Annotated in this window: 5 protein-coding genes, 1 pseudogene and 1 riboswitch; all 6 genes and pseudogenes read left to right on the forward strand. The window is 59.4% G+C overall.

The genetic code is table 11. The annotated features are described in order from the left end of the window. Positions 1–86 precede the first annotated feature (86 nt). Positions 87–185, forward strand: a riboswitch (TPP riboswitch). The 6 genes and pseudogenes from AB0O97_RS20075 (at position 176) to AB0O97_RS20100 (ending at position 7122) form a co-directional block, all read left to right on the forward strand. Next, on the forward strand, positions 176–1780 hold the full coding sequence (locus AB0O97_RS20075) for a bifunctional hydroxymethylpyrimidine kinase/phosphomethylpyrimidine kinase (protein ID WP_363885022.1): 1605 nt from the start codon (positions 176–178) through the stop codon (positions 1778–1780). (Overlaps the previous riboswitch by 10 nt.) Before the next feature lie 397 nt (positions 1781–2177). Next, positions 2178–2486: a 50S ribosomal protein L21 gene (gene rplU / locus AB0O97_RS20080; RefSeq protein ID WP_110106340.1), complete on the forward strand. Its 309-nt coding sequence runs from the start codon at positions 2178–2180 to the stop codon at positions 2484–2486. A 60-nt stretch (positions 2487–2546) separates the two neighbouring features. After that, positions 2547–2804, forward strand: coding sequence for a 50S ribosomal protein L27 (gene rpmA, locus AB0O97_RS20085; protein WP_038462850.1), 258 nt, complete (start codon positions 2547–2549; stop codon positions 2802–2804). Between the two features lie 194 nt (positions 2805–2998). Beyond that, positions 2999–4519 (forward strand): annotated as a pseudogene (obgE, locus tag AB0O97_RS20090) (GTPase ObgE); the annotation flags it as partial. Positions 4520–4665: 146 nt separating this feature from the next. Further along, positions 4666–5766, forward strand: a complete 1101-nt coding sequence (gene proB / locus AB0O97_RS20095; RefSeq protein ID WP_363885024.1) for a glutamate 5-kinase — start codon at positions 4666–4668, stop codon at positions 5764–5766. A gap of 75 nt (positions 5767–5841) precedes the next feature. Continuing rightward, positions 5842–7122 carry a glutamate-5-semialdehyde dehydrogenase gene (locus AB0O97_RS20100; RefSeq protein WP_363840042.1) on the forward strand — a complete coding sequence of 427 codons (1281 nt, stop codon included), beginning with the start codon at positions 5842–5844 and terminating at the stop codon, positions 7120–7122. Positions 7123–7311: the final 189 nt, after the last annotated feature.

Genomic DNA, 7311 nt, shown 5'->3' on the forward strand with positions numbered 1-7311 from the left:
TAGGTGCAGCGTTGCGTGTTTCTTACTGGAGGTAGAGCTACTGGATGGCTAATGGGCCCTACAAGGTTACTGACGTCAGCCAAACTCCGAATGACACGGGGTGCCAGGCTACAAGGGCCGGCTGAGACAATACCCGTTGAACCTGCCCGGTTAGCACCGGCGAAGGGATGTCCTGATGAACACCACTGCACTTTTTCCAGATGCTTCGCCAGCTGCGTTTTCAGCTGGCCGCGAGTCGGCAGCACAGCAGCAGCTGCAGCTAGAACATCCGCGAGTTCTGAGTATTGCCGGCTCCGATCCTTCGGGCGGAGCCGGTATTCAGGCCGATATCAAAACCATTTCCGCTCATGGCGGCTATGCCATGGCAGCCATCACCGCACTCACCGCCCAAAACACGGTAGGAGTGCACAGCATCCACACGCCGCCAGCAGCATTCCTGACTGCTCAACTGGCCGCAGTTTCAGCAGATATCACCATAGACGCTGTGAAAATCGGCATGCTGGGTACCGCAGAGGTGGTGACAGCAGTGGGGGAGTGGCTGAAACAAACCCAGCCTCCCGTCGTCGTACTTGATCCGGTGATGGTGGCTACCAGCGGAGATGCGCTCATGGACAGGGAGGCACTGACCGCCATGTTGTCCTTGCTGGGGCTGGTGCACTTGGTGACCCCGAACATTCCTGAGCTGGGAGCCCTGTTGGGCCGGCCAGCGGCGACGAGCTGGGATGGGGCCATTGCCCAGGGGCGGGAGCTGGCTGCCGCGCACCAGCTTCGGGTGCTGGTCAAGGGTGGGCATCTGCCCGGTGCAGACTGCCCGGACGCACTGGTCAGTGCCGATGGCACCGTCCACGAGTTCCGTGCTCCACGGATTGATACGCCCAACACGCACGGGACAGGATGCTCGCTCTCAGCGGCTGTGGCGACACTACAAGCGCAGACCGGTGATTGGAGCATCAGTATTGACCATGCCAAGGACTGGCTTGGCCACGCACTGGAAACCTCCCGTGAGCTGAGGGTGGGACGCGGTCCAGGGCCCATCAACCACCTGCACGAACTATGGGCCAACGCCACGCCACGGCAGAACAGCTTCAGTAGGGAACTGTGGCAGGACTGTGCTGAGCAACGAGCCGCCATCGCCTCACTAGATTTCATCAAAGAACTTGCCGCAGGAACGCTGTCGCGCCACCACTTTGCCTACTATCTTGGGCAGGACGCCCTCTACCTCGGAAGCTATTCACGGGTGCTGGCCAAAGCCAGTGCCTTGGCGCCTAATGAAACGGAGCAGAAGTTCTGGGCCGCCGGAGCACAGAACTGCCTTGAGGTGGAAATGTCGCTGCACCGCGACTGGCTCAGCCACTACCCGGTGAACTCTGCTGAGGCGATGACGCAAGGACCCGTCACCAAGCACTACGTTGATCATCTGCAAGCGGTGGCCTTCTCCGGCAGCTACGCAGAAGTGGTTGCCGCGGTACTGCCCTGCTACTGGCTATATGCAGACGTGGGTGCGATGCTGCACGCCGACTACTTAGCTTTTACTGGCGAAGACTCCACTAAGAGCCCTGCCGAGCACCCTTACGGCGCCTGGCTGCAAACGTATGCCTCCGCTGATTTCGCGCAGGCGACAGAAACCGCCATCAGCATTCTGGACGAGGCTGCCCGCCGTGGTTCAGCGAGCGAGCGCGCTGGAATGAAGGTGGCTTTTGCCCATTCAGCACAGTATGAGGTGGACTTCTTTGCGGCACCCCACGCCCATGCACAGCAGCCTCCACATGGTGCTGGGTGATTAACACCACCTGCCCGTGGGCAAAAATACGGCGAGTCTTGCCCGTAAATGCTCTTTTGTTCCCAGACTCGCGCTAAAGTGGCTTAGTGCGGTTCTACGGACACTGCGGTCAAAGGATGAAATCTTAGGTTCCATCCGAGGCTGCACGGGTCGAAGAATCAGCGTCATTTGCTCCCGGAGCAGGAATTAGCGTATTCTTGATCTTCGGTGCTTACGCCAACACCTAGGGCAACCACTCCATGGCAGAACTCCATTGAGGTCCACGGCGTTGAGGCACGTAGCATGCACACCGCGCGGTTCAATCTTGAACTGCGGCGCATGCGGTTGGCAAGGGTCAAACACGATCCAAGCTGGCATAAAAACTTTGTAATAAACGTCGAGAGAAGTGAGTTCCCCAGTGGTGTACGCGATTGTCCGCGCAGGCGGCCGTCAAGAAAAGGTTTCCGTAGGAGACCACGTGACCATGAACCGCGTCCCCGGTGGAGTCGGCAGCACATTTGAGCTGCCCGCCCTGCTGCTGGTTGATGGTGACAAGCTCACCACAGCCGCGAAGGACCTGGCTAATGTGAAGGTTACGGCTGAGAAGTTGGAGGATCTTCGTGGACCGAAGATCGTCATCCAGAAGTTCAAGAACAAGACCGGCTACAAGAAGCGTCAGGGTCACCGTCAGGAACTGTCCAAGGTCAAGATCACCTCAATCGCTTAATAAGCGCTCTGACGGTTCGATCCACTTAGATACTTTTAGTAAAAAGGCAGGCATTTTCAAATGGCACATAAAAAGGGTGCGAGTTCCACTCGCAACGGTCGTGACTCCAACGCTCAGTACCTGGGCGTAAAGCGCTTCGGCGGTCAGGTTGTCAAGGCTGGCGAAATCATCGTTCGCCAGCGCGGCACTCACTTCCACCCCGGCGTTAGCGTCGGCCGTGGCAAGGACGACACGCTGTTCGCATTGGACGCAGGCGCAGTCGAGTTCGGCACACGTCGTGGACGTCGTGTTGTAAACATCGTTGCAGCTGCGGTCTAATACCAAAGCTTTTGTCAGTGGAGCGGGCCGCATGGCTCGCTCCACTGGCTTTTAACACAGCGTGATTTTTATTGAGATTTAATTGCGTTCCATACAGTTTTTGTTCAGTTTCATCCATGGGCCGGCATCAGGCCCTAGTTCCGTCCGGGACTAGAATTAGTGCGAAATAGTAAGTTCTATTCAAGGAGATTTCAGTGGCCAGCTTTGTTGACCGGGTTGTTCTGCACGTATCCGGCGGGACTGGCGGCCATGGCTGCGTCTCGGTTCACAGCGAAAAATTCAAGCCGTTGGGCGGGCCCGACGGCGGCAAGGGCGGCGACGGCGGTAGCGTCATCTTCCGCGTCAGCGACCAAACCACCACCTTGCTTGACTTCCACCACGCACCCCACCGCCGCGGCGGCAACGGCCAGCCCGGTATGGGCGACTGGCGCGACGGAAAAGACGGAAACTCGCTGATCCTTGATGTTCCCGATGGCACAGTCATCAAGGACCGTGAAGGCAACGTCCTCGCCGACCTGGTAGGTATTGGCACCGAATATATTGCTGCAGCCGGTGGCCAGGGTGGACTGGGCAACAATGCCCTTTCTTCACTCAAGCGCAAGGCTCCGGGCTTCGCACTGTTGGGTATTGCCGGCTCAGAGGCCGACATTGTCCTTGAGCTGAAGTCCATTGCAGACATTGCCTTGGTGGGCTTCCCCTCCGCCGGTAAATCCAGCCTCATCGCTGCCATGTCTGCGGCCCGGCCCAAAATTGCCGATTACCCCTTCACGACCCTGATCCCCAACCTGGGCGTTGTCCAGGCTGGCGATGTCCGCTTCACCATGGCCGATGTGCCCGGCCTGATCGAGGGTGCCAGCGAAGGCAAGGGCTTGGGCCACAACTTCCTGCGTCACGTAGAACGCTGCGCCGCGATTGTGCACGTCCTTGACTGCGCCGCGCTTGAAGCTGACCGCGACCCCATCACCGATCTGGCCATCATTGAGCGCGAACTCGACAGGTACGACGTCGACATGAGCTTCGCAGGAACCGACGGTGACGTGGTTCCCCTGAACGCCCGCCCCCGCCTGATTGCACTGAACAAAGTTGATTCACCTGACGGCCGGGACATGGCCGGATTTGTCCGAGCTGACTTGGAAGCCCGCGGCTACCGCGTCTTCGAAGTCTCCGCGGCAAGCCACGAGGGCCTGAAGCAGCTTGGCTTCGCCATGGCTGAAATTGTCACAACAGCACGCAAGGCCCTCGCCGATGCCCCTGCCACGGTGAAGCCGGTTGTCCTGCGCCCCCGTGCAGTCAATGAATCCTCCTTCACAATCCACCGCGAAGAGCGCAACATGGCTCCGTTGTTCCGTGTTCGCGGCGAAAAGCCCGAGCGTTGGGTTGAGCAGACCGACTTCCAAAATGAGGAAGCGATCGGCTACTTGGCAGACCGGCTGGCGAAGGCCGGAGTCGAGAAGGAACTCTTCCGCATCGGTGCCACACCCGGGGATACCGTGGTCATTGGCGGGGACAACGGTATGGTCTTTGACTGGGAGCCCACCATGATGGGCGGGGCCGAGCACTTGGCAGCTCCCCGCGGCACTGACCTTCGTCTGCTCGACTTGGGCGATCGCCCCACACGGTCACAGAAGCGCCAGGAACAGCAGGACCGCCGCGACGCCAAGGCCGCTGCACGCGCGGAAATGGCTGCCGAGCGGGACGCGGGTATCTGGACCGAGCTCAGTGACAACCGCACCGCCAGCAAGGCGCACAGCATTGCCGCAGAAATGGCCGCTGAAGGTTCGTCCGACGACACAGGTGCAACGCAGGACTAATGGGAACTATGGGGCAAGACCAGGTGGGCTCAGTTACCTCACGCAGTCGGATGACCACGGCTGCTCGCATCGTTGTCAAGGTGGGATCTTCATCGTTGACCTCTGTTGCGGGCGGCATCTCCGAGGAAGCATTGGAGAAGTTGGTGGCTGTGTTGGCGCAGCGTCAGCTCTCCGGTACTGAGATCATCCTGGTTTCCTCAGGTGCTATCTCTGCCGGCCTGCTGCCACTGGGACTGGCCAAGCGGCCCAAGGACTTGGCTACCCAGCAGGCAGCTGCCAGTGTGGGCCAAGGTCTGCTGATGGCCCACTACAACCGGGCCTTCACCTCCCACGGGGTCACTGCATCTCAGGTCCTGCTGACGGCTGAAGACCTCTCGCGCCGGCATCAGTACGTCAATGCCCACCGGGCTTTGGAGCGTCTGCTGCACTTGGGCGTAGTGCCGATCGTCAACGAAAATGACACCGTGGCTACGCATGAGATCCGGTTCGGTGACAATGACAGGCTCGCCGCTTTGGTGGCTCACCTGGTCAAGGCTGATGCGCTAGTACTACTTTCCGACGTCGATTCGCTCTACGATGGGCCGCCGTCAGAAGGCGCCACTCGCATCAGCAATGTGGATTCTCCTGAGGATCTTGAAGGCATTGTGATCGGTAGCGCTGGCAAGGCCGGGGTTGGTACCGGCGGCATGGCAACCAAGGTTCAGGCTGCCCTGATCGCGGCTGAAACCGGTATCCCGGCCCTGGTTACTTCCACGGATCAGGCAGCGCTGGCGCTGGCTGGCGAAGACGTCGGCACGTGGTTTGGTATCAACGGCAACAAGCGTCCGGTGCGCATGCTCTGGCTGGCCCACCTCGCGGACATTCGAGGCCGGCTCGTGCTCGACGACGGCGCCGTCCGGGCTGTGGGCGAACGGCACAAGTCACTCCTGCCCGCTGGCATCACCGCCGTGACAGGAGACTTTGATGCTGGTGACGCTGTTGAGATCAGCGATTCCGAAGGTAATGTCTTTGCCCACGGTCTGGTCAACTACCGGCATTCGGACCTCCCGCAAATGCTGGGACGGTCAACGAAAGCCTTGGCTAAGGAACTTGGCCGCGAGTTTGAGCGTGAAGTGGTTCACGTTGACGATCTGGTGCTCCTTAATAGCTGACTCGCAACCGTTTGGCCTGATCAGATTGCGGACTGCATCACAGCGCCCTGCGCACCGGTACCTTAGACTTGGGGCATGACCGAGCAGATTGTTGAACTAGATATCGCCGCCGACGTTCGGGCGATCACCGACCGTGCCCGCAGGGCCTCCCGCCGTATGGCCGGAGCGAACCGTGCCTGGAAGGACAAGGGGTTGCGAGCCATCGCCAAAGCCCTCTTAGCGAACCAAGAAAGCATCTTGGCAGCCAACGCCAAGGATGTGGCTGCGGGTCGCGAAAATGGCACGTCAGCACCTATGCTCGATCGCCTCACCCTGACCAAGCCACGAATGCAGGGCTTGGCAGACGCACTGGAAAACCTTGCCACCCTGCCGGATCCCGTCGGCAATGTGGTGCGTGGCCAGACCCTTCCCAATGGATTGCGCATGCGCCAGATCAACGTTCCCATGGGTGTTGTGGCCGCGATCTATGAGGCCCGTCCCAACGTGACTGTGGACATCGCCGGCTTGGCACTCAAGAGCGGCAACGCCGTCATCCTGCGCGGTGGAACCGCCGCCGCCAACACCAACAAAGCCCTGCTGAGCATCCTGCGTGAAGCTCTGGATTCAGTAGGTCTGCCCTCGGACGCTGTTCAGTCTGTGGATCAGTTCGGCCGTGAGGGTGCCAATCTGATCATGAAGGCTCGAGGTTCCGTAGACGTGCTGATTCCCCGCGGCGGCCGTGAACTCATCCAAACTGTCGTCAATAATTCTTCGGTCCCCGTCATTGAAACAGGGGAGGGCAACGTTCATATCTTCATTGACGCCAGTGCGCAAGAAGAGATGAGCGTAGATATTTTGCTCAACGCCAAAACCCAGCGCCCCAGCGTCTGCAACACCGTGGAAACTCTGCTGGTGCACAAGGACACCAAGGTGCTCTCCGCGGTTCTTTCGGCCTTGACCAAATCCGGGGTCCGGCTGCACGTTGACGAACGCATCCAGGCGGTGTTGCCCGCTGGTATCACCGCGGACCTTGCCACCGACGAGGACTGGGCCACCGAATACATGGACCTTGATTTGGCGGTCAAAATGGTCGACTCTCTTGATGAAGCCATCAAACACATCCGCACGTGGAGCACCGGACACACTGAAGCAATACTGACCAACGATCTTGGCAATGCAGAAAAGTTTATTGCCGAGATTGATTCTGCAGCTGTGATTGTCAACGCCAGTACACGGTTCACCGACGGGGGAGAGCTGGGGCTGGGCGCCGAAGTTGGCATCTCTACCCAAAAACTCCATGCCCGTGGACCTATGGGCCTGACCGAACTGACAACCACGAAGTGGATCGTTCAGGGCGAGGGGCAAGTCCGCGGCTGACCTTTGAAAAAAGGATGGCTATCCATTTAGTGGACCCGGGGTGATGAGCTGTGGCCCGCCTCATCATGTGGGCACCTCCACATAATGGTGGGGCAGCTCCACATCGGACGGCGCTTGCGGGAAAAGACGGCCGTCTAATGCCGTCTTTTCCCGCAAGCGCCATCCCTTTTGCGATGGTGGTGCCGATCC

Origin of the sequence: Specibacter sp. NPDC078692 (assembly GCF_040686835.1) — a bacterium.
Classification (GTDB): domain Bacteria; phylum Actinomycetota; class Actinomycetes; order Actinomycetales; family Micrococcaceae; genus Specibacter.